The 21692-nt window shown below is 71.5% G+C and carries 16 protein-coding genes and 4 pseudogenes; 7 read left to right on the forward strand and 13 right to left on the reverse strand.

Going from position 1 to position 21692, the window contains the following annotated elements; translation table 11 throughout:
• Positions 1–3: 3 nt before the first annotated feature.
• From V8690_RS09195 to V8690_RS09245, 11 genes and pseudogenes are all read right to left on the reverse strand, one after another.
• Positions 4–1524 (reverse strand): family 43 glycosylhydrolase, encoded by a 1521-nt coding sequence (locus V8690_RS09195; RefSeq protein WP_338777206.1) that lies wholly within the window; start codon positions 1522–1524, stop codon positions 4–6.
• Positions 1521–2366 (reverse strand): PmoA family protein, encoded by an 846-nt coding sequence (locus V8690_RS09200; protein ID WP_338777207.1) that lies wholly within the window; start codon positions 2364–2366, stop codon positions 1521–1523. The genes V8690_RS09195 and V8690_RS09200 overlap by 4 nt, the downstream gene beginning before the upstream one ends.
• Positions 2363–3519: pseudogene (locus tag V8690_RS09205) on the reverse strand (Gfo/Idh/MocA family oxidoreductase). The gene V8690_RS09200 and the pseudogene V8690_RS09205 overlap by 4 nt, the downstream one beginning before the upstream one ends.
• Positions 3516–4805, reverse strand: a complete 1290-nt coding sequence (locus V8690_RS09210; RefSeq protein WP_338777208.1) for a pectate lyase — start codon at positions 4803–4805, stop codon at positions 3516–3518. Before V8690_RS09210 ends, V8690_RS09205 begins: the two are co-directional and overlap by 4 nt.
• Positions 4802–5701, reverse strand: coding sequence for a carbohydrate ABC transporter permease (locus tag V8690_RS09215; protein ID WP_338777209.1), 900 nt, complete (start codon positions 5699–5701; stop codon positions 4802–4804). Before V8690_RS09215 ends, V8690_RS09210 begins: the two co-directional genes overlap by 4 nt.
• Positions 5698–6633, reverse strand: coding sequence for a sugar ABC transporter permease (locus tag V8690_RS09220; RefSeq protein WP_338777210.1), 936 nt, complete (start codon positions 6631–6633; stop codon positions 5698–5700). Before V8690_RS09220 ends, V8690_RS09215 begins: the two co-directional genes overlap by 4 nt.
• Positions 6634–6762: 129 nt before the next feature.
• Positions 6763–8494, reverse strand: a pseudogene (gene araD, locus V8690_RS09225) (L-arabinonate dehydratase).
• Positions 8491–9402 carry a dihydrodipicolinate synthase family protein gene (locus V8690_RS09230; RefSeq protein ID WP_338777212.1) on the reverse strand — a complete coding sequence of 304 codons (912 nt, stop codon included), beginning with the start codon at positions 9400–9402 and terminating at the stop codon, positions 8491–8493. The pseudogene araD and the gene V8690_RS09230 overlap by 4 nt, the downstream one beginning before the upstream one ends.
• On the reverse strand, positions 9399–10058 hold the full coding sequence (locus tag V8690_RS09235; RefSeq protein ID WP_338777214.1) for a GntR family transcriptional regulator: 660 nt from the start codon (positions 10056–10058) through the stop codon (positions 9399–9401). Before V8690_RS09235 ends, V8690_RS09230 begins: the two co-directional genes overlap by 4 nt.
• Positions 10059–10117: 59 nt before the next feature.
• Positions 10118–10882: pseudogene (locus V8690_RS09240) on the reverse strand (MBL fold metallo-hydrolase).
• A gap of 444 nt (positions 10883–11326) precedes the next feature.
• Positions 11327–11923 (reverse strand): TIGR03086 family metal-binding protein, encoded by a 597-nt coding sequence (locus V8690_RS09245; RefSeq protein ID WP_338777216.1) that lies wholly within the window; start codon positions 11921–11923, stop codon positions 11327–11329.
• A gap of 131 nt (positions 11924–12054) precedes the next feature.
• On the opposite strand from V8690_RS09245, the pseudogene V8690_RS09250 reads away from it, so the two are divergent.
• Positions 12055–13291: pseudogene (locus V8690_RS09250) on the forward strand (MFS transporter).
• Here the strand turns inward: V8690_RS09250 and V8690_RS09255 are convergent.
• On the reverse strand, positions 13228–14394 hold the full coding sequence (locus V8690_RS09255) for a hypothetical protein (protein ID WP_338777218.1): 1167 nt from the start codon (positions 14392–14394) through the stop codon (positions 13228–13230). The pseudogene V8690_RS09250 and the gene V8690_RS09255 overlap by 64 nt on opposite strands.
• The gene (locus tag V8690_RS09260; protein ID WP_338777220.1) at positions 14391–15332 is read right to left on the reverse strand and encodes a 5-dehydro-4-deoxyglucarate dehydratase; all 942 of its coding nucleotides are present in this window, start codon (positions 15330–15332) and stop codon (positions 14391–14393) included. Before V8690_RS09260 ends, V8690_RS09255 begins: the two co-directional genes overlap by 4 nt.
• 238 nt (positions 15333–15570) lie before the next feature.
• Between V8690_RS09260 and V8690_RS09265 the strand changes: the two genes are divergently transcribed.
• The 6 genes from V8690_RS09265 to V8690_RS09290 all read left to right on the forward strand — a co-directional run bounded on the left by V8690_RS09265 (position 15571) and on the right by V8690_RS09290 (position 21681).
• A complete protein-coding gene (locus V8690_RS09265; protein WP_338777222.1) occupies positions 15571–16380 on the forward strand; it encodes an NAD(P)-dependent oxidoreductase in 810 nt (269 codons plus the stop codon).
• A gap of 310 nt (positions 16381–16690) precedes the next feature.
• Positions 16691–17458 (forward strand): DeoR/GlpR family DNA-binding transcription regulator, encoded by a 768-nt coding sequence (locus V8690_RS09270; protein ID WP_338777224.1) that lies wholly within the window; start codon positions 16691–16693, stop codon positions 17456–17458.
• Between the two features lie 77 nt (positions 17459–17535).
• Entirely contained in the window at positions 17536–18909 is a 1374-nt protein-coding gene (locus V8690_RS09275) for a sugar ABC transporter substrate-binding protein (RefSeq protein WP_338777225.1), read from the forward strand.
• Positions 18906–19847 carry a sugar ABC transporter permease gene (locus V8690_RS09280; protein WP_338777226.1) on the forward strand — a complete coding sequence of 314 codons (942 nt, stop codon included), beginning with the start codon at positions 18906–18908 and terminating at the stop codon, positions 19845–19847. The genes V8690_RS09275 and V8690_RS09280 overlap by 4 nt, the downstream gene beginning before the upstream one ends.
• Complete coding sequence (locus V8690_RS09285; protein ID WP_338777228.1) at positions 19844–20695, forward strand: carbohydrate ABC transporter permease; 852 nt, start codon at positions 19844–19846, stop codon at positions 20693–20695. The genes V8690_RS09280 and V8690_RS09285 overlap by 4 nt, the downstream gene beginning before the upstream one ends.
• Positions 20692–21681, forward strand: a complete 990-nt coding sequence (locus V8690_RS09290; protein WP_338777229.1) for a zinc-dependent alcohol dehydrogenase family protein — start codon at positions 20692–20694, stop codon at positions 21679–21681. Before V8690_RS09285 ends, V8690_RS09290 begins: the two co-directional genes overlap by 4 nt.
• The last annotated feature ends 11 nt before the right edge of the window (positions 21682–21692 follow it).

Here is a 21692-nt window from a genome sequence, read left to right on the forward strand (position 1 = left end):
GGGTTACAGGGGTCTGATCCGGAACTGCGTGAAGGTGGCCGCGCCGGCGTGTGACTGTCCGGCGGGCGCGAGGGCGAACAGGCCGAGCAGGGCACCGACCCAGCGCCACGGGGTGGCGGCGAAGACCTGACCGGAGGGACGGAAACCGTCCCCGACGTCGCAGGAGAAGCGGCAGCGCGCCCCGGCGCCGATCTCGATGCGCAGCCGGGCCCGGCCCTCGGGCGCCTCCCGGGGGTGCGCGGCGTCCCGCTCCTGCTCCGCGACCGCCTCGGCGAACCGGTGCACCAGATGCACGGTCCCGTCCGCGCCCCGCTGGAGCCCGATCCAGCCGAACGCGTCTCCGAGCACCGCGAGTCCGGCCCGCGCGCCCGGTTCCTCGCTGTCGAGACACAGGTCCACCTCGACCACGCAGGGGGTGCCGGGCAGCCGCTGCGTGAGCACGTGCGGCAGCCTGCGCAGGTCGTGCGCGTCGGCCGAGCGGACGCAGGTCAGCCGGAGCCCGTCGCCGGAGTGCTGGGTGGCCCAGCCGTCCTGCGGGTTGGCGGTCCACTGCCACTGGCGACCGAAGCGTCCGCCGGGGAAGTCGTCGTCGGTGGCGGGCCCGGCGGGCGGCTGCGGTGGCAGGTCGGGCCGTTGGTGCAGGGCGACGGGGGCGCCCTCGTGACCGAGCACGGGCCAGCCGTCCGCACCCCAGCGCATCGGCTGGAGGTGCACGACCCGGCCGTAGGCGCCGCGCTGCTGGAAGTGCAGGAACCAGTCCTCGCCGGACGGGGTGCGCACCCAGCCGCCCTGGTGCGGCCCGTTGACGTCGGTGTCCTTCTGCTCCAGGACGACTCTCTCCTCGTACGGCCCGAAGAAGCCGCGCGAGCGGAAGGCGCCCTGCCAGCCGGTCTCCACGCTCCCGGCGGGGGCGAGGATCCAGAACCAGCCGTCGTGCTTGTAAAGCTTGGGGCCTTCGAGGGTGAACCAGCCGGGTATGCGGTCGGCGTCGACGATCACCTTGCCCTCGTCGAGGAGTTCGGTGCCGTCGGGGTGCATCCGGTGCCCGGTGAGGCGGTTCTTGATGCCGGAGCGGGACTTGGCCCAGGCGTGGACCAGATAGGCCTCGCCGGTCTCGTCGTCCCAAAGGGGACAGGGATCGATCAGGCCCTTGCCGGCCTTCAGCAGGTGCGGGCGGGTCCAGGGGCCCCTGATCTCGGGGGCGTTGATTTGGAAGATGCCCTGGTCGGGGTCGCCCCAGAAGATCCAGAAGCGTTCGTCGTGGTACCTGAGGGACGGGGCCCAGACGCCGCAGTCGTGACGGGGCCTGGCGAACTCCTCCGCCGGTTCCAGGCGTTCGAGGGCGTGGCCGACCAGGGTCCAGTTGACCAGGTCGCGGGAGTGCAGCAGCGGCAGGCCGGGGGCGCGGCCGAAGCTGGAGGCGGTCAGGTAGAAGTCGTCGCCGACCCGCACGACGTCCGGGTCGGCCCAGTCGGCGTCGAGGATCGGGTTGCGGTACGTGACGTCGGTCTGCTCGGCGCTCACGGGCTCACCGCCTTCCGGACGAGGGACGCGGCCGCGTCCCGGTCGAGGCGGCCGTCGGCGACGACGGTGACGACGCGTCGTACGACGGTGTCACCGGGCGGGATCGGCAGCCGTTCGTCGTGGGCGAGGGACGAGCCCACACCCGGGTACTCCTCGGTGCGTACGAACCACGGGTCACGCCGGGTCTGTCCGGTGGCTCCGGCGAAGACCAGCGTCCAGGTGGAGCCGGCCAGGGCGAGCCAGTCGGCGTGCCGTCCGTGGACCTCGGCCTCGCCCTCGGTGTCGGCGGTGAAGACGTCCGGGGCCCCGGATTCCTTGCGGGCCCGCCAGAAGAAGCCGCCGTAGGCCGCGCCCGGGCGGCCGTTGGTGGCGGGGCTGCCGATGGACAGCGGGTCCGGGGTGACGTTGGTGAGGGAGAAGGTGAGGTCCAGCGCCCAGGCGGAGGCGGTGAGTTCGGTGGCCGCGACCGTGCGGCGTTCCCGCAGCAGCTCGCCTCCCGCGGCCACCCAGCGCAGCTCCTCCACGAAGCCGTCGGGGTCACGCAGCTGGAAGGTGGTGTGCCGCTGGGAACCGTGGTTGTCCAGCTCGGTCGGGCCCTGGTCTCGGACGAAGGTGCGCCCGCCCCAGAAGTTGTACCCCTCGACGTCGGGAACGGCGACACCGACGCCGAGGTGGTGTGTGTGGTCGGCCGGGCTGAGCTCGGTCACGGCCGTGCCCGCCAAGGTGGTGACGGGGTGCAGGTACGGGCGCGGGGACAGGCGCGCGGGCAGCTCGGGCCTGATGACGTACCGGCCGACCGGCCGGCCCGCGACGCGCAGGACCGCGGTGTCGGTGCCGGTCACCGGGTGCTCACCTCTTTCTGGCGTGCGGGCGGGAGCGCCCAGGGGGCACCCAGCTCGGAGTACAGGGAGAGGGTGTCTGCGGCGGCCGCGACCAGTCCGTCGATGCCGGGCACGACCCTGCGGTTCTCGCCGGGGACCCGGTGCCAGGCGGTGTCGGGCAGCGGGGCCGGGTCGGGGGCCTGCCGGATCGCCTCCACGACCTGCATGAAGGCGCCGGTCTCGTCCGGGGTGACCAGCAGGCCGGCCCGGTGGTGAGGTGCGCGACGAGGTTCTCCAACAGGTCGGTGCGGCCGTACTCGTACTCCTGCGGACCGTGGGCCGCACGCTGGAGCAGCACCCTGTCCTGCTTGTACCAGAAGGTGATCCGGCCGCTGCTGCCGTGCACCAGGACGTACGGCTCGTCGGCCCGCTCGGCGCACAGGGTCGCGGCGACGGTGACCGGGTGGCCCTGCGCGGTGGTGACGCGGACGCAGGAGGTGTCGTCGGACTCGATGGCGTTGGCGCGCAGCAGCTCGGTCTCGATGGCGGTGACGTCCTCGGCGCGGGTGCTGCCGCCGAGGGCGAGGGCGGTGGCGACGGCGTGCGCGAGGGGGTTGGTCAGCGCCCCGTCGATCACGTCGACGCCGTTCAGCCGCCGCTTGCCCGCCCAGGGCGCCCGGTGGAAGTAGGCCTCGTCGCGCACCCAGGCACCGGCTCCGCCGAGCCCGACGAGCTGGCCGATCGCTCCCTGGGCGACCAGTTCGCGGACCGCGGGCAGGGCGTGCGAGCCCAGCGACTGGAACCCGATCTGGCAGGCGACACCGGCCTCGGCGACCCCGTCGGCCATGCGGCGGTACTCGGCGTAGGAGGGGGCGGGCGGCTTCTCCAGGAGGATGTGGACGCCCTTGCGCGCGGCCGTCAGCGCGAGGTCGGTGTGCGTCGGTATCGGCGTGCAGATCACCGCGATCCGGGCGCCGGTGGACTCCAGCAGCGCGCCGAAGTCGGCCGACTGCTCGGGGAGTTCGCCACCGAACTCGTCCTCGGTCAGCGGGGTCAGCTCGCAGATGCCCGCCAGCCGGACCAGCCCCGCGCGCTGGAGCCGGCGGATGTTCTCCACGTGCCAGCGGCCGTGGCCGCGGGCGCCGGCGAGGACGACGGGCAGGGGTGTGCTCATGGGATCCTCCCCGCTCCCGCGCCGCGGACCACGGCCCGGTCGGCCGCCTCGGCGCTGTCGATCTTCGTGTGCAGAGTGGGTGTCCAGCCCACGTCGGCCGTCAGGTCGCGTTCGCTGCCCGAGTTGTAGGCGTTGTGGATCGCGAGCAGGTCGACCGGGTAGCCGTTGAAGAGGGTGCCGCTCTGGTGCAGGGCGTTGCCGTTCCAGCTCTTGACCAGGTCGGCCGCCTCGACGTGGCCGGGCGTGGTGAAGGCGTTGTTCTCAACGTAGAGGGCGGACTCGGTGCCCACGCCGAGGGAGTAGCGGTAGGGCGCGCCGTCGGGAACGACGTACCGGTTGTTGTAGAGGTGCACCTGACCGAAGCGGACCCTCGGCGCGCGCTGGACGACCGACGTGAACTCGTTGTGGTGCAGGGTGACCCGGAGCCTGCCCCGGTCGCTCGTCGCCGAGTCGCTGTTGCCGATGAGCATGGCCTTGTCGTGGTCGGCGAACCGGCTCCAGGAGACGGTGACCAGGTCGGAGCCGTTGGTGATGTCCAGCAGGCCGTCGTGGCGCAGGTAGTTGCGGCCGAAGTAGATGGGTTCCCTGTCGTCCGGGTGCCCCCTGTCGGAGAGCGTGACGTGGTCGACCCAGACGTGCGTGGCGCCGCGCAGCCAGATGTTGTCGTACGCGGTCTTCCAGTCGCCGAGGCCGCCGGTGTTGGGCTGCCAGACGGGGAAGCAGTCGTAGGCGTCGCGCAGGTCGAGGTTGCGGATGATGACATTGTCCGCGCCCTTGAGCTGGAGGCTGGCGCCCTTGAGGACCGCGCGGGAACCCAGCCCGACGATCGTGGTGTTGGAGCCGACGGTCAGCTCGACACGTTCGGCCTGCCGGGCCGCCGACGCCTGGCGGGCCTCCTCCTGCGGGCCGCTGGGCCTGGCCGAGCCCCAGGTGCGGGGATCGTAGGCGGCGAGGTACTTCTTCAGGCTGTAGCCGTCTGTGGCGTAGTCGGCGCAGTCCAGGCGGTCGCCGTCGTCGTCTGTGTTGGCGTCGATGGTCCCGGCGATCTTGATGATCTTCGGAATGTCGCTGCCGCCGTCCAGGGCGCGCACCAGCTCGGCTCGGTCGGTCACGGTGTGGACGTGGGCGTCGTCGGCCGCGGCACCGCCGGTGGTACCGCCCTCGGCCGCCGCCCAGCCGTCGTTCGCGGGCAGGGTGTCGCGGCTGATGTCCCGGGCCTCGGCGTGCGCGGGGACGCACAGCAGTCCCAGCAGGCCGGCGGTCACGACGAGGTGACGTGCTCTCATCCCTTCACCGCCCCGGCGCTGAACCCGGTGATCAGCCACTTCTGGATGAAGGCGAACACGATCACCACGGGCACGGCCGCGATGATGCCGCCCGCGGCGAGGGCACCGAGGTCGACGCTGTCCGCGCCCATCAGGGTGTTGAGGCCGACCGGGATGGTCTGCTTCTGCTGGTTGTTGAGGAACATCAGGGCGAACAGGAAGTGGTTCCAGGAGTGCACGAAGGCGAAGGAGCCGACGGCGATCAGACCGGGCCGCAGCAGTGGCAGCACGACGATCCGGAAGGCCTTGAACCGGTTGCAGCCGTCGACCCAGGCGGCCTCCTCCAGGGAGTACGGCACGTTCTTGATGAAGTTGCTGATCAGGATCATGGACAGCGGCAGCTGGAAGACGGTCTCGGCGATGATGACGCTGCCCAGCGAGTTGATCATCTGCAGCTCGGCGAAGATCTCGAACAGCGGGACCAGCAACAGCGCGCCCGGCACGAACTGGGAGCACAGCAGGGCCAGCATGAAGACCTGCTTGACCCTGAAGTTGAACCGGGCGAGGGCGTAGCCCCCCGCCAGCGCGACCAGGGTCGTCATCACCAGCGTGGCGACACCGACGAGCACGCTGTTCTGGAAGTAGACGCCGAAGCTGCGCTCCGTCCACACCTTCTCGAAGTGGTCGAAGGTCATCGGCCAGGGCACCAGCGAGGTGGAGCCGGCCGGGCGCAGCGAGAACAGCAGGATCCAGTAGAACGGGATCAGCGTGAAGACGAGGTAGATGCCCAGGGGCAGGTAGATCTGCCAGCGGGGCGCCTCGTCCCAGGCGCGGCGGGACTTGCCCGCCGGCCGCGGCGGTTCCGGGGTGGCGGGTGCGGGGGCGGGCTCGGCCTTGGTGGCCATCTTGGTGCTCACTTGTTCTCGCCTCCGAACTTGCTCATCCGCAGATAGACGATGGAGCAGAAGAGCAGGATCACGAACGCGACCGTGGTCAGGGCCGACGCATAGCCGAAGTTGTGGGACTCGACACTGGTGCTGGCGATGTAGAGCGGCAGCGTCGTGGTGACGCCCGCGGGTCCGCCGCCGGTCAGCGTGTAGAGCAGGTCGACGTTGTTGAACTCCCAGACCGCCCGCAGCAGCGTGGACAGGATGATGGCGTCCTTCAGGTGCGGCAGGGTGATGTGCCAGAACTGCTTGATCCGGCTGGCCCCGTCGACCTCGGCGGCCTCGTACAGGTCCTTCGAGACGGACTGGAGGTCGGCGAGGATGAGGATCGCGAAGAACGGCACGCCGCGCCACAAATCGGCGACGATCGCCGCCGGGAACACCGTGGAAGTGTCCGACAGCCAGCTCGTGCCGTAGGAGCCGATGCCCATGTCCGCGAGGTAACGGGTGATGCCGGTCTGGGAGTTGTAGAGCAGCACCCAGATCGCGGAGGTCAGCACACCGGAGACGGCCCACGGGGAGAAGACCAGGGCGCGTCCCAGGCCCCGGCCGACGAAGGTCTGGTTGACGATGAGGGCGAGTGCGAGGCCGAACAGCAGTTGCAGGCCCACTTCGACGAAGACCCACTTGGCGCTGAAGACGAGACTGTCCCAGAACAGCGGGTCCTCGGTGAAGATGCGGACGAAGTTGTCGAAGCCCGCGTATCCGTTCCGCCACGGCTTGGTGGGGTTGTAGTTCTGCAGGCTGTAGTAGAAGACGCTGATGACCGGGTAGGCGATGAAGCCCAGCATGAGCAGGGCGGCCGGTGCGATCAGCAGGTACGGGAGCCTGCGCGGCGTGGCGGAGGCACGGCGCCGCCGGGGTGGCGCGGGCGGTTTCGCCACGGCTGCGGCTTGGGCCATGACTGTTCTCCGTTTCTCAGTACGTCGTGGTACGTCGTGCTTCGGTGCGTGCGGGAAGCGCTTTCTTCCTGTGCGGGGTCGTGCCGGGTCGTGCTGAGGCGCGTGGGTGGTGCGTGGTGGCGCGTGGGTTCAGCCCGCGTACGGGTCCCGCACCGTGCCTGGGCGAGCCAGGAACTCGAAGTCGCAGCCGGTGTCGGCCTGCGTGATCTGCTCGTTGTAGAGCGCGCCGTAGCCGCGCTCGTACCGGGTGGGCGGCGGTGTCCAGTCCGCCCTGCGCCGCTGGAGCTCCTCGTCGTCCACATGGAGATGGAGGGAGCGAGCCTCGACGTCGAGGGTGATGGAGTCGCCGGTGCGGACGAGGGCGAGCGGTCCGCCCACGTACGACTCGGGCGCGACGTGCAGCACACAGGCGCCGTAGCTCGTGCCGCTCATCCGGGCGTCGGAGATGCGGACCATGTCCCGGACGCCCTGTTTGAGCAGGTAGTCGGGCAGCGGCAGCATCCCGTACTCGGGCATGCCCGGGCCGCCCTTGGGACCGGCGTTGCGCAACACGAGCACGTGGTCGGGGGTGATGCCGAGCGACGGGTCGTTTATGGTGCGCTGCATGGTCTTGTAGTCGTCGAAGACGACGGCGGGCCCGGTGTGCTTGAGCAGGTGCCGCTCGGCGGAGATGTGCTTGATGACGGCGCCGTCCGGGCAGAGGTTGCCGCGCAGCACGGCGACCCCGCCCTCGGCGGCGACCGGGTTGTCCCGGGCCCGGATGACGTCGTCGTTGTGCACCTGCGCGCCGGCGAGCTGCTCGCGCAGCGTGTCGTACGAGACGGTCGGCCGGTCCAGGTGGAGCAGGTCCGTGATCCGGGAGAGGAACCCGGGCAGGCCGCCCGCGAAGTGGAAGTCCTCCATCAGGTACGTCTGTCCGCCGGGCCGTACGTTGGCCAGCACCGGGACCGTGCGGGCGATGCGGTCGAAGTCGTCGAGGGTGAGCCGGACGCCCGCGCGGCCGGCCATGGCGATCAGGTGGATCACGGCGTTGGTGGAGCCGCCGAGGCCGAGCACGGTCGTCACGGCGTCGTGGAAGGCCTCGGCGGTGAGGATGTCGCTCAGTTTCCGGTCCTGGTGGACCAGTTCGACGATCGTCATGCCCGCCCTGGCGGCCATCCGGTCGTGCCCGGAGTCGACGGCCGGGATGCTGGAGGCGCCCGGGACCGTGACGCCGAGCGCCTCGGCGGCGGCGGTCAGGGTGGAGGCCGTGCCCATCGTCATGCAGTGGCCGGGCGAGCGGGCGAGGCCGCTCTCCAGCTCCTGCATCTCGCAGTCGCCGATCACGCCGGCCCGCTTGTCGTCCCAGTACTTCCACATGTCGGTGCCGGAACCGAGCACTTCGTTGCGCCAGTGGCCCGGCAGCATGGGCCCGGCCTGGCACGAACACCGCCGGCAGGTCCGCGCTCGCCGCGCCCATGAGCAGGGCGGGCGTGGACTTGTCGCAGCCGCCCATCAGGACGGCCCCGTCGACCGGGTACGACCGCAGCAGTTCCTCGGTCTCCATGGCGAGCATGTTGCGGTAGAGCATGGGGGTCGGCTTCTGGAAGGTCTCGCTCAGGGTCGAGACCGGGAACTCCAGCGGGAAACCGCCCGCCTGCCAGACACCGCGCTTGACCGCCTGGGCGCGATCCCTGAGGTGCACGTGACAGGGGTTGATGTCCGACCACGTGTTGAGGATCGCGATGACGGGCTTGCCGAGGTGCTCCTCGGGCAGGTAGCCGAGCTGGCGGGTACGGGCCCGGTGGCTGAAGGTGCGCAGCCCTTCGGTGCCGTACCACTGATGGCTTCTGAGCTCCTCGGGACGTTTCCTGTCGGTCATATCGACCACCCGGCGGCGATGGCGGCGACCTCGGCCCGTTCGCTCTCGGGCAGCGGCCTGCTCGGCGGCCGGACCTCGCGGCGGCACAGCCCGAGGGAGGCGAGGGCCTCCTTGACGACGGTGACGTTGTTGGCCGAGCCGTTCGCGGCGCGCAGTTCCTCGAAGCGGCGGATCTGCTCCCAGACCTTCATGGCGGCCGGGTAGTCGCCGGAGCGCAGCGCCTCGATCATGTTCAGGGAGACGGCCGGGGCGACGTTGACCAGCCCGGAGGTGAAGCCGGTGGCGCCCGCGGAGAAGTAGGAGGGCGCGTAGGGCTCGGCGAGGCCGGCCACCCAGACGAACCGTTCCAGCCCGGCGTCCCGGGCGAAGGCCGCGAACCTGGCGGCGTCCGGGACGGCGTACTTCACGCCGATGACGTTCGGGCAGGCGTCGGCGAGTTCGGCGAGGCGGGCGCCGGTGAGCTGCGCGTTGCGGATGTACGGGACGACGCCCAGCTCGGGCACGGCCTCGGCGACGGCGCGGTGGTAGTCGACCCAGCCGGCCTGGGAGACGTACGGGTGGACGGGCTGGTGGACCATCACCATCTGGGCGCCGAGGTCACGGGCGTGCCGGGCGGAGGCGACGGCGGTCGGGATGTCATGCCCGACACCGACCAGGACGACGGACCGCTCCCCGGCCTCGTCGATCGTCAGCTCCGTGACGAGACGGCGCTCTTCGGGGGTCAGGGCGTAGAACTCGCCGGTGTTGCCGTTCGGGGTGAGGGTCGTGATGCCGCCGTCGAGCAGACGGCGCAGCAGGGCCCGGTAGGTGTCCTGCTCGACGGAGCCGTCCTCGGCGAACGGCGTCACCGGGATCGCCACCACGTCGGCCAGGGCCGCCCGCTGGGTCTCGAACGCCACGCTGCTCATTCCTGACCTTCCTGTTCCAGTGCTGCCTCGGGGAAAGCGCGCTGCACGAAGGACGCGATGTGGGAGTGGAGGGCGCGCGCCGCGCCGTCGGCGTCGCCGTCGAGGGCGAGCCGGAGGATCTCGCGGTGCTCGCCGGCCTCCCGCTCCCAGGAGGGCGAGGCGGCCCAGGCGACGGCGGAGACCAGGGCGGCCTGGTCGCGGACCTCGTCGAGCATCCGGCCGAGCAGCGGGTTGCCGCACGGCAGGTACAGGGCGCGGTGGAACTCCCGGTTGGCGAGGGAGCGTTCGGCGGTGTCGGTGGCGGCGTCGGCCCTGGTCAGCGCGGACCGGGCGGCGTCCAGGGAGGCGCCGCGCTGCACGGCACGCCGCAGCGCCTCGGGCTCCAGCAGCAGCCGCACGTCGTAGACCTCGCGCGCCATGTCCGCGTCCACCATGCGCACCGTGACGCCCTTGTACTGGCTCATCACGACCAGCCCGGTCCCGGCGAGGGTCTTGAGCGCCTCGCGCACCGGGGTCTTCGACACCCCGAACTGCGCGGCGAGCTCGGTCTCGACCAGCGCCTGGCCCGGCGTCAACTGCCCGGTGAGGATGCGGTGTTTGATGCCCTCCAGCACGTACTGCGTGCGGGAGGGGATCGGCGTGGGCACAGAGGTCATGCGCGCCTCTCGGATCTCGCGTCCCTGGGGATCGCGTATCGGATCTCGCGTATCGCGTCTCATATATGACGTACGAAGTACGACGCGATGACGGTAGGAGGGTGCGTTTGTTTCGTCAATGCTTCTGACAAAGAAGCTGTGGTGCCGTTCACACGCTCCTGGTGAGGCCGGGATGCGCGGGTGGTGGGGCCGGCGAAGGCGGAGGCGGCTCGTGCGGTCGCCGCCTCGGGGGTGAGCGTGGGCCCGACGTGCGTGACGAGCAAATCCCTGACGCCCGCCCGGCGGGCGGTGGTGCCGGCGTCCTCGGGGGTGAGATGGACCTGTTCGCCTTCGCGATGCTCGGCGATGTCGGCCTCGCAGAGGAACAGGTCGGCGTCCCGGGCGGGTTCGGTCGGGACCACGCAGGGCCGCTGCCGCCGGAGTAGGCGAGGACCCTCCCGCCGGCCTCGGCACGCAGGCCGTACGCCTCGACGTCGTGATCGACGGCCCCGGCCGTGAGGACCAGGTCGCCGTGGTGTGCCCGGTGGCCGCCGTACAGGGTCCGGAAGTCCAGGATGCCCTTCAGGAAGCCGACGGCGGGCCGCCCGAAGAACCCGACGAGTCGCTGCGCTCACTCCGCCGGGGCGTACACCGTTACGGGCACGGGCGGGTGAGCCCGCCGTACGCCAGGCCGTACACCGCGGACAGCGGATCGGCACGGTGGTCGGCGTGCAGATGCGAGATCCACACGGCGGTGAGGCGCGCCGGATCAGTGTGCTTCTGCAACTCGGCGAAGGTCCCGGGCCCCGCGTCCACCCACACCTCGGCACCCCGCCGCGCAGCAGGCAGCCGGAGCAGGGGCGGTCGGGCCGTGGGTGCGGGGAGGCCGTCCCGAGGACGGTGAGGGTGAGGGGCTTGCGGGGAGGCTACGTGCCCCCTCACCGTACGCGCCGCCTGATTTATACGGGCACACGGAACGGTGAGCCCCGCAGCCGTGCGACGAGGGCCTCTGCCTCCCGAGATGCCGCAGAGCCCCCGCCCACCGCCTCCGCCACCCGCCACCCGCCACCCGCGGCACAGGAGACCTCGGCGATCCGTCCGCCCTGCCTGATCCGCGCCGACGGTGGCCGACGGCCCGCCCGGCGGGGATGCCACCAGCGCCCTGGACCGGTCGCGGCCGGCCGGCTCCCGTGACGCGGCCTCGCCACGGGTCAATCCCCGAGCAGCAAAAACGCTACGGCCGCCCCCGCCTCCTCCCGATGCCTCGCCGGTGGCCGGCTCTCCGGTCCTCATGACTGCCGCGTCCACCCCGGATCCCGCCCGCTCAGTCCCACCGCCCGGTCCAGCAACGGCGCGTCCGGCCCGACGGGGACGACGGGGCCGAAGATCTGGCCCCGGCCGGGGTCGTCGACCGACGCGGCGAGGAAGTCGTGGCAGGTCCGCAGCGCCGCCGGATCGGGGGTGTACGGCTGGCCGGTCGCGCGGGCCAGGTCCCAGCCGTGGATCACCAGCTCGTCGGTGGCGACCAGGCCCGCGATCTCGCCGGGCAGGTCGACGCCTCCGGCCCGGGTCATGCCGGTCCAGGCGACCGGGTCGCGCCAGGCCTCGGCCAGTTCGGCGAGGCCCTTGGGCAGTTCCTCGCGCCAGCCGGGCCCGATGTCCGGGAGGGTGGAGTCCGGGCTGGTGTCGGTCGTGACGCCCAGGTCCTTGCGGCCGGCGTCGCGGAAGGCGACGGTCAGCCCGACCAGGTGGCCCAGCAGGTTGCGCACCGCGTACTTCGGGCAGGGCGTCGGGTTCGCCAGTTGCTCGTCGGTGACGCCTTCGGCCAGGCGCGCCAGGACCGCCGTCTGGGGTCCGAGGTCGAGGGTCGGGGTGGTGTCGGTCATCCGCTGTTCCTCCTGGTGTGGTTCCTGGGAGGTAGACCGACGGCGACCGCGGAACTCATCGCCCGGTCGCCCGTTTTCCACGGCACTTTCCCTATGTCTGCCCAAGGGCCTTAGAGCCACGATGACCAGGCATGACGACCAAGACGACCTGGCCTCTCGTGCGCGTCCTGCGCGACCGCGACTGCGGGCTCTGCCTCTCCGGAGTGGTGGTCTCCGGCTTCGGCACCTCGGCGCTGTGGCTGGCGTCCGGCGTGTGGGTCAAGGACCTCACCGGCTCGGACGGCCTGGCCGCGCTGTGCGTGCTCGCCATGTGGCTGCCGACTCTGGCCGGCCCGCTGCTGGGCAGCCTCGCCGACCGGGGCCGCCGCAAACCGCTGCTGCTCGGCGTGAACCTGCTCCTGGGTGCCCTCCTGCTCACCCTGGTGAGCGTCGACGCCCCGGGCGACCTGTGGCTGCTGTACGCGGTGCTGTTCGTATACGGCGCGGCGGGCGTCGTCCACGACGCGGCCGAGTCGGCACTCGTGGCGACCGCCGTCGACCCGTCCCTGCTCGGCGACTTCAACGGCCTGCGCATGACGGCCACCGAGGGCATGAAACTCCTGGCCCCGCTGGCGGGCGCGGGCCTGTACGCGGCGTACGGCGGCCCGAGCGTCGCCCTCCTGGACGCGGCGACGTTCGTCCTGGCCACAGGCCTGTACGCGTTGCTGCACGTGCGGGGAGAAGCCGGCGCCGCCCACCGGCAACCGCCGGGAGCGGACCGCCGAGGGCGCCCGCCACCTGTGGGCGCACCCCGCGCTGCGCCACCTGGTCCTGGCGGGCGGCGCCACCATGCTGTTCGCCGGCCTGAACGGGGCGATGGCCTACGCCGTCGTCGACGGCCTCCGGCACTCCCCCGCCTACGCCGGTGTGCTGTACGCCGTGCAGGGCGCCGGGTCGGTCGCGGTCGGCCTGCTCTCCGGCACCGCCCTGCGCCGCCTGGGCGAGCGACGCTTCGCGGCCTACGGCATCGCCCTGCTGGCCGTCGCGGTGGCCCTGCGGGCGGTGCCGTCCGACCCCCTGGCCCTGGTGTGCAGCGCGGCGATCGGCGCGGGCCTGCCCGCCGTGCTGATCGCCACGCTGACCGCGGTGCAGCGCGAGACGCCGGGCCCGCTGCTGGGCCGGGTCACCGCCACCGCCAACACGCTCGTGTACACGCCGAACGTGGCGGGCCTGGCCGCCGGAGCGGCCCTGGTCGAGCTGGTGAGCCACCGGCTCGTGCTGGTGGCCCTGGGCTCGGCCCTGCTGGTGACGGCGGCGGCTCTGTTTCAGAACCCGGCGAGAGCGGAGCGGACCGTCACCAGATCGCCGTCGGACGCCAACCCGGCGTGATACAGCCGCAGTTCGGTGGCGCCGAGCCGCCGCGCCTCGGCCGCGTCGGCGGCGAGGGTGCCGGGGCTGCCGCCCATGCCGGAGACGACGGTGAAGTTGGCGGCGATGACCGCGCCCTCCTTGCCCACCCGGGCGAACGGCGTCAGCGTGCCGGTGCCGCCCGCGCAGGGCACGACCACCCCGTCCGCGACGGACAGGATGTGCGCCGGGTCGACTCCCGGGTTCGCACCGACGTGGTACGACACCGGGTCCGCGTGCAGCAGCACCTGGAAGCCGGCGGGCGCGGCCGCCCGGACCGCCGCCACGGCCTGTTCCTGGAGTGTGCGGGCGGTTTCGTCGCGGTACGCGCGCGTGGTGTTCGCGAGGGTCTCGCCGAGGAGCTTCCCGACGCCCGCCCAGCCTCCGTCGGAGGGCGTCACCCCCTGCCACACCGGCTCCAGCGCGGTCCGTACGGCGGCGGCCAGCTCGTCGGCGTCCAGGCCGTGCCGGCCGTAGCCCTCCCGGCAGGACGGGCAGAAGCACAGCGCCATCAGGTACTGCCCGGCGTCGCCGAGGCCGACGCCGCCGGTCTTGTCGTGGGCGTGCAGATGCTGGAGGCCGTACCAGCCGAGGGACTCCAGTTCGGTCCCGCGCGCCCCGGGCCGTACGGCCGCCTCAGCCGCCAGGTCGGTCAGGTACGCGCGCGTGGCGGGCTGGGCGATGCACGGCGCCCAGGGGTAGCGGTCGCCGTAGGCGTTGACGACCGAGGTGTCCGGGTGCTCGGCGCCCAGACGGGAGTTGTGCGCGAGGACGACCCAGGTGTGCACCTGAAGGCCGGCGTCCGCGAGCGAGGCCGCGGCCTCGCCGAAGGCGTCCCCGGGGGCCCAGTCCCCGGCCGCGTAGGGGCGCAGCTCCCGCCCGTCCCAGCGGTCGCCCGCCGGGTACAGCACGGCGGCGTGCTCGGCGGTGACGATGCGGTGGCGCGGATGGCGAGGGGTGAGCGCGCGCGTGGAGTGGTAGGCGGCGGCGAGCGTCACCTGCTCCACGCCGAGCGCGGCGATCCGCGCGGGCGCCTCCGGGTCCCCGTTGACGTCCCAGGGATAGACGAATGCCGACGCCTTCACTTGGCCTCCTCAAGCAGCGCGTAGCCGCGTTCGATCACTTCGGCGAGCTGCTTGACATGATCCTCGGTCGGCTCGTGCAGCGGGGGCCTTACCTCCCCCACGTCCAGTCCGCGCAGCCGTACACCGGCCTTGACGAGGGCGACGGCGTAGCCGCGGCCCCGGGCGCGCAGCTCGACGAAGGGGCGGTAGAAGCCGTCCAGCAGCTTCTCCACGGTGCCCTCGTCGCCGCCGCGGAGCGCCTGGTGGAAGGCGAGGGCGATTTCGGGCGCGAAGCAGAACACGGCGGACGAGTAGAGCGTGACACCGAGGGCGCGGTAGGCGAGCTGGGTCTGTTCGGCGGTCGGCAGGCCGTTGAAGTAGAGGAAGTCGCCGGGGACCTCGGAGCGCACGGCGCTGATGACACGCTGCATGAGGTCGAGGTCGCCGAGCCCGTCCTTGAGGCCGATGATCCCGTCCGTGCGGGCGAGTTCGACGACCGTCTCCGGGGTGAAGACGGCGTTGTCGCGCTGGTAGACGACGACGGGCAGCAAGGTCGCGGCGGCGACCTCCCGGTAGTGCCGCAGCAGCCCTTCCTGCGCGGCGACGACGAGGTACGGCGGCATGGCGAGCAGCCCGTCCGCCCCGGCCGCCTCGGCGAGGCGGGCGTAGCGCACGGCGAGCGCGGTGCCGTACCCGGCGCCCGCGACGACCGGCACCCGCCCCTCGGCCGCCTCGACGGCCACCCGTACGCACCCCTCGAACTCCTCGGGCGTCAGTGCGTGGAACTCGCCGGTGCCGCAGCAGGCGAACACGGCGGCGGCTCCGGCCTCGACCCCGCGGCGCACGTGCGTGCGGTAGGTGTCGAGGTCCACGGAGCCGTCGGGGCCGTAGGCGGTGACCGGGAAGAACAGCGGTCCGCTGGGGATGGCGAGTCGAGCGGCGAGAGGGGCTGACGTCACGGGCTCTCCCGGTTCCATGGCTCTCCCGGTTCCATATTCATGATTACCGTCTACATTTCTGAACGCCTCCACGCTAAAGCGCGCCTCCGCGCCGGTCAAGCTCGCGAACCCGCGACGCACCAGCGGATTCACTCCTTCCGCGGCATACTTGACGGGCTCCACTCCAGATCCTTAGCGTGTCCACGAATATGAATGCTGTGCACTCATGTGCACGGTGGGAGATTCAAGGAGACCGAGGATGCCCGCTCCCCGCACCGTCCTGCTCACCGGCGCCGCCGGCGGCCTCGGCACCCTGATGCGGGATCTGCTCCCGGACTACGGCTACGAGCTGCGCCTGCTCGACATGCGCCCGATCGAGGGCGCGCCGGACGCGATCACCGCCGACCTCTCCGACCGGGACGCCGTGCGCGAGGCGGTCCGCGGCGTCGACGCGATCATCCACCTCGCGGGCATCTCCCTGGAAGCCCCCTTCGAGAAGATCCTCAAGGCGAACATCGAGGGCACCTACCACCTGTACGAGGCCGCCCGCGAGGAGGGCGTCGGCCGGATGGTCTTCGCCTCCTCCAACCACGCCGTCGGCTACACCCCGCGCCCCCAGGGCGACGACCCCCTGATCCCGGTCGACACCCCCCGCCGCCCGGACACCTTCTACGGTTTGTCCAAGTGCTTCGGCGAGGACCTCGCGCAGCTCTACTGGGACAAGCACGGCCTCGAGACGGTCTCGGTGCGGATCGGCTCCTGCTTCCCCGAGCCGACCAGTGTGCGCATGCTCTCGGTGTGGATGAGCCCCGCCGACGGCGCCCGCCTCTTCCACGCGGCCCTGACCGCCGAGCACGTCGGCCACACCGTCGTCCACGGGTCCTCCGCCAACACCCGGCTGTGGTGGGACCTCGGCACCGCCCGGGCACTCGGCTACGAGCCGCAGGACGACTCCGAGCCGTGGGCCGAGAAGCTCATCGCCGAGCAGGGCGAGCTGGACCCGGACAACGAGGCGCACGCCTACCTGGGCGGCCACTTCGTGACGGACCCGCCGGTCTGGCCGTACTGACCGGAAAGAGTCGTCGCACAGGTCGGGCGGGCAGAGAACGGGCCCGCCCCCTCGGGCATCCGGGCACGGGCCTGAAGCGGTCGGACAGCGCCCTCAGGGGCGCGGGGAACCGCGCGACCAGCCACGACGCACCCGCAGGCGACCACGACCGCCCCGTGGCACACCACGCACCACCGGGACCGAACGGGCACACACGGGCAGGATCACTTCCGCAACAGACCTGGTCGCCGCAGAACACCCGCTGTAGAACTTCCCCCATGGCCCACCGAGGGACCGAACGGGCAGTACAGCAGGAAGGCGGGTGACGGCCATGAACAGAACCGCGGAAGAACGCCAGCGCGAGATCGTGCTGGCCGCACGGCGCGCCGGCTCCGTCGATGTCACCGCCCTCGCCGCCCAGCTGGGCGTGGCCAAGGAGACCGTACGGCGGGACCTGCGCGTCCTGGAGGACCACGGACTGCTCCGCCGCACCCATGGCGGCGCCTACCCGGTGGAGAGCGCCGGCTTCGAGACGACGCTCGCCTTCCGCGCCACCAGCCACGTCCCCGAGAAGCGCCGCATCGCGGCCGCGGCCGCCGAACTGCTCGGCGACGCCGAGACCGTCTTCGTCGACGAGGGCTTCACCCCGCAGCTCATCGCCGAGGCACTCCCGCGGGACCGGCCGCTGACCGTGGTCACCGCGTCCCTGCCGGTCGCCGGCGCGCTCGCCGAGGCCGACACCGTGTCCGTCCTGCTGCTGGGCGGCCGGGTCCGCTCCGGCACCCTCGCCACCGTCGACCACTGGACGACGAAGATGCTGGCCGGTTTCGTCGTCGACCTGGCGTACATCGGCGCCAACGGCATCTCCCGCGAACACGGCCTCACCACCCCCGACCCGGCCGTCAGCGAGGTCAAGACCCAGGCGGTCCGGGCCGCCCGCCGCGCGGTCTTCGCGGGCGTGCACACCAAGTTCGGAGCGGTCAGCTTCTGCCGGTTCGCCGAGGTCGGCGCGCTGGAGGCGATCGTGACGTCCACGCTGCTGCCGGCCGCCGAGGCCCACCGCTACTCACTGCTCGGACCGCAGGTCATCCGCGTCTGATCCACCGGCCCCGTCCCCGCAGGGCTCAGCCACGCCCTGTCATGCCCCTTATCTCCCCATAAATCCAGGAGCGATCCATGCGAACCCAGAGCCGACGACGGCCACCGCGAGCCACGCTCGCCGCGGCCGCCGCAGGGACGCTGCTCGCCCCGCTGCTCTCCGGCTGCTGGGTCGGGGCGGGCGGGGCCGGATCCGGCGGCGACGCCATCAACGTCCTGATGGTCAACAACCCGCAGATGGTCGAATTGCAGAAGCTCACCCGCGCCCACTTCACCGAAGAGACCGGCATCAAGGTCAACTTCACCGTCCTGCCCGAGAACGACGTCCGCGACAAGATCAGCCAGGACTTCGCCAACCAGGCCGGCCAGTACGACGTCGCCACGCTGTCCAACTACGAGATACCGATCTACGCCCGCAACGGCTGGCTGCACGAGATGAACGGCTACGTCGCGAAGGACCCGGGCTACGACGAACGGGACATCCTCAAGCCGATGCGCCAGTCCCTCACCGGGGACGACGGCAAGCTCTACGGCCAGCCGTTCTACGGCGAGTCCTCGTTCCTGATGTACCGCAAGGACGTGTTCGAGAAGAAGGGCCTGACGATGCCCGCGCACCCCACCTGGCGGCAGGTGGCGGACCTCGCGGCCAAGGCGGACGGCGCCGAACCGGGCATGAAGGGCATCTGCCTGCGCGGCCTGCCCGGCTGGGGCGAGGTGATGGCCCCCCTGACCACCGTCGTGAACACCTTCGGCGGCACCTGGTTCGACAAGAACTGGAAGGCACGGCTCGACTCCCCTGAGTTCGAGAAGGCGACGAAGTTCTACGTCGACCTGGTCCGCGAGCACGGCGAGTCCGGCGCCGCCCAGTCCGGCTTCGCCGAGTGCCTGAACAACATGACCCAGGGCAAGGTCGCCATGTGGTACGACGCCACCTCCGCGGCCGGATCTTTGGAGGCGGCGAACTCCCCCGTCAAGGGCAAGATCGGCTACGCCCCCGCCCCGGTCGAGAAGACCGAGTCCTCCGGCTGGCTCTACACCTGGGCCTGGGGCATCCAGAAGGCCTCCCGCAACTCCGACGACGCCTGGAAGTTCGTCTCCTGGGCGTCGGGCAAGGAGTACGAGCAGCTGGTCGGCGACCAGATCGGCTGGTCCAACGTCCCGGCCGGCAAGCGGGCGTCGACGTACGCCATCGCCGACTACCGCAAGGAGGCCGCCGCCTTCCAGGAGATGACCAAGGAGGCCATCGAGCAGGCCCGGCCGAACGACCCCGGCGTGCAGCCGCGCCCCGCGCCCGGCATCCAGTTCGTCGGCATCCCCGAGTTCACCGACCTCGGCACCAAGGTCTCGCAGGAGATCAGCGCGGCCATCGCCGGACGCCAGTCCGTCGAATCGGCCCTGAAGAAGTCACAGGCGCTCGCCGAGAAGATCTCCGAGGAGTACGAGGGACGATGACCGCCACGACAACGGCCCCCCTGGCCGCTCCCGAGACGCGCACCCCGGTCCGCCGGCCCTCCGCCCGCCTGCGCGCCTGGGCCACCCGCGCCCCGCTGCTCCCGGCCCTGATCTTCATGATCGTCGTCACCCAGCTGCCCTTCGTGGCCGCGCTGGTGATCTCCTTCTTCGACTGGAACAGCCTCTACCCCGACGCCCGGCACTTCGCGGGGCTCGACAACTACCAGGAGGTCCTCACCGACCCGGACCTGCGCGACTCGGTGTGGACGACCGTCCTGCTGACGGTGGCGGTGGTCCTGGCCAGCCTGGTGCTGGGACTCGTTCTGGCGCTGCTGCTGGACCGGAGGTTCCGCGGCCGGGGCATCGTACGGACGCTGTTGATCGCACCCTTCCTGGTGGTACCGGTCGCGGCGGCCCTGCTCTGGAAGCATGTGCTCTACAACCCCGAATACGGCCTGTTCAACGGGTTGTTGCACTATGTGGGCGGCCCACAGCCCGACTGGATCTCGAACACCCCGCTGCTCGCGGTCGAGGCGTCGCTCGTCTGGCAGTGGACGCCGTTCATGATGCTCATCCTGCTGGCCGGCCTCCAGAGCCGCGACCACGAGCAGATCGAGGCGGCCCGGGTCGACGGCGCGAGCGACTGGCAGATCTTCGTCCACCTGACGCTCCCGCATCTGCGCCGCTACCTCGAACTGGGCGCCCTGCTGGGCTCGATCTACATCGTCCAGAACTTCGACGCGGTCTTCACGATCACGTCCGGCGGCCTGGGCACCGCCAACCTCCCTTACACCGTCTACCAGAGCTTCTACCAGGCCCACGAGAACGGCCTCGCCTCGGCCGCGGGCGTCCTGGTGGTCATCGGCTCGATCGTCATCGCGACCTTCGCCCTGCGCGTGGTGTCGTCCCTGTTCCGCGAGGAGGTGTCCCGCGCATGAGCACGAACGCCCTGCGTGCCCGCCGTGTCCGTGGCAGAGGAGCGGGCCTGGGCCTGCTGGCCTGGCTGCTCGGCATCGCGTTCTTCCTGCCCATCGCGTGGATGGCGCTGACGTCCTTCCACTCCGAGCAGGACGCGGCGACCAACCCGCCCTCCTTCGCCGCCGCCCTGACCCTGGACGGCTACCGCGAGTTCTTCGGCGCGGGCGGCGGCGCGAGCCCCTGGCCGGCGCTGATCAACTCCACGGTCGCGTCCGTGGCGTCGACCCTGCTGGTGCTGCTGCTGGCCTTCCCGGCGGCGTACGCGCTGTCCATCAACCGCGTCCGCAAGTGGACGGACGTCCTGTTCTTCTTCCTCTCCACGAAGATGCTGCCCGCGGTCGCGGGCCTGCTCCCGATCTACCTCTTCGCCAAGAACGCCGGGATGCTCGACAACATCTGGCTGCTGGTCATCCTCTACACGTCCATGAACCTGCCGATCGCGGTGTGGATGATGCAGTCCTTCCTCGCCGAGATCCCGGTCGCGGTGATCGAGGCGGCCCGGGTGGACGGGGCCCGGCTGCCGACCGTCCTCGGGCGGGTCGTGGCGCCGATCGCCCTCCCGGGCATCGCCGCGACGGCGCTCATCTGCTTCATCTTCAGCTGGAACGAACTGCTCTTCGCACGGGTGCTGACCGGCGTGGTCGCCGAGACCGCCCCCGTCTTCCTGACCGGCTTCATCACCAGCCAGGGCCTGTTCCTGGCGAAGGTGTGCGCCGCGTCGCTCGTCATCTCCCTGCCGGTGCTCGCCGCGGGGTTCGCCGCCCAGGACAAGCTGGTCCAGGGCCTGTCGTTGGGAGCCGTCAAATGAAGGCCGCCGTCATCGAGTCCGTGGGCAGGACCGTCGTCGCCGAGGTCCCGGACCCGACGCCAGGCCCGCGCGAGGTCGTCGTCGAGGTCGCGGCCTGCGGGCTGTGCGGCACGGACCTGCACATCCTCCAGGGCGAGTTCGCCCCGAAGCTGCCGATCGTGCCCGGGCACGAGTTCGCGGGCGAGGTCGTCGGGGTCGGCACCCGGGTCACCGAGGTGTCGGTGGGCGACCGGGTCGCGGTCGACCCGTCCCTGTACTGCTACGAGTGCCGCTACTGCCGCACCGGCCACAACAACCTCTGCGAACGCTGGGCGGCGATCGGCGTGACGACGGCCGGAGGCGCGGCGAAGTACGCGGTCGCCCCCGTGGCGAACTGCGTGAAGCTGCCCGAGCACGTCCGAACGCAGGACGCGGCCCTGGTGGAGCCCCTCTCCTGCGCGGTACGCGGCTACGACGTACTCCGGTCCCGCCTCGGCGCACACGTGCTGATCTACGGCTCCGGCACGATGGGCCTGATGATGCTGGAGCTGGCCAAGCGCACGGGCGCGGCGAGCGTGGACGTCGTCGACGTGAACCCGGCCCGCCTGGAGACGGCCCGTCGCCTCGGCGTCTCGGCGTCGGCGGCCGGCCCGGACGAACTGGACCGCCCGCAGGGCTGGGACCTGGTCGTCGACGCCACGGGCAACGCGGCGGCGATCCAGGACGGCCTGGACCGGGTGGCGAAGGCCGGCACGTTCCTCCAGTTCGGCGTGGCCGACTACGCGACGCGCGTGACGATCGACCCGTACCGCATCTACAACCAGGAGATCACCATCACCGGCTCGATGGCGGTGCTGCACAGCTTCGAGCGGGCCGCGGAGCTGTTCGCGAACGGGGTCCTGGACCCCGACGTCTTCATCAGCGACCGCATCCCGCTTGAGCGGTACCCCGAGGCGCTGGAGCAGTTCGCGTCCGGGATCGGCAGGAAGATCGTCGTGGTCCCGTAGTGCCTCCTGCG

The sequence above is a fragment of the Streptomyces sp. DG1A-41 genome (assembly GCF_037055355.1).
In the GTDB taxonomy this organism is placed as follows: Bacteria; Actinomycetota; Actinomycetes; order Streptomycetales; family Streptomycetaceae; genus Streptomyces.